The sequence below is a fragment of the Streptomyces malaysiense genome, from assembly GCF_000980885.2.
Lineage (GTDB): Bacteria > Actinomycetota > Actinomycetes > Streptomycetales > Streptomycetaceae > Streptomyces > Streptomyces malaysiense.
This window is the reverse complement of the sequence record NZ_LBDA02000209.1, coordinates 1-354: the sequence shown is the minus strand read 5'-3', so window position 1 is coordinate 354 and position 354 is coordinate 1. Positions and strand designations below refer to the sequence as shown.

The window sequence follows — 354 nt, the reverse complement described above, 5'->3', positions numbered from 1 at the left end:
CAGGGTCTCGTCGACGTACCGCCAGGCCGTCGCGGTCGAGACACCGAACCCTGCCGCGAGCTGGGCGAACGTCTCGTTCTTCCGGAGGTGGGCCAGGACAAGCAGTGCCTGCTTGAAGCAACCGAGCCGTCGCCACGGCGAGTTCAGTTCACGCCTTCGAGCGTAGATGAGCCAGGAGACATGCTCGACGAGCTCGTACGGGACATCGAGCATGGCAGGATACGGAACCAACAGAGCCCCCGGGCTGTCGGCAGTGTCGAGTGGAATCAACACCGCCAACGACCGGGGGCTCTGCCACGTCACCACCCAGTTGACCAGGTCTTTCACCCCTACAGGACAGGATGAAAAAGGTTC

The 354-nt window shown here is 62.7% G+C and carries 1 protein-coding gene; it reads right to left on the bottom strand.

All coding sequences use genetic code 11. From position 1 onward, the window contains the following. A partial coding sequence (locus tag VT52_RS34960) for a helix-turn-helix domain-containing protein (protein ID WP_143070998.1) occupies positions 1-273 on the bottom strand: 273 nt, incomplete at its 3' end. Positions 274-354 lie beyond the last annotated feature (81 nt).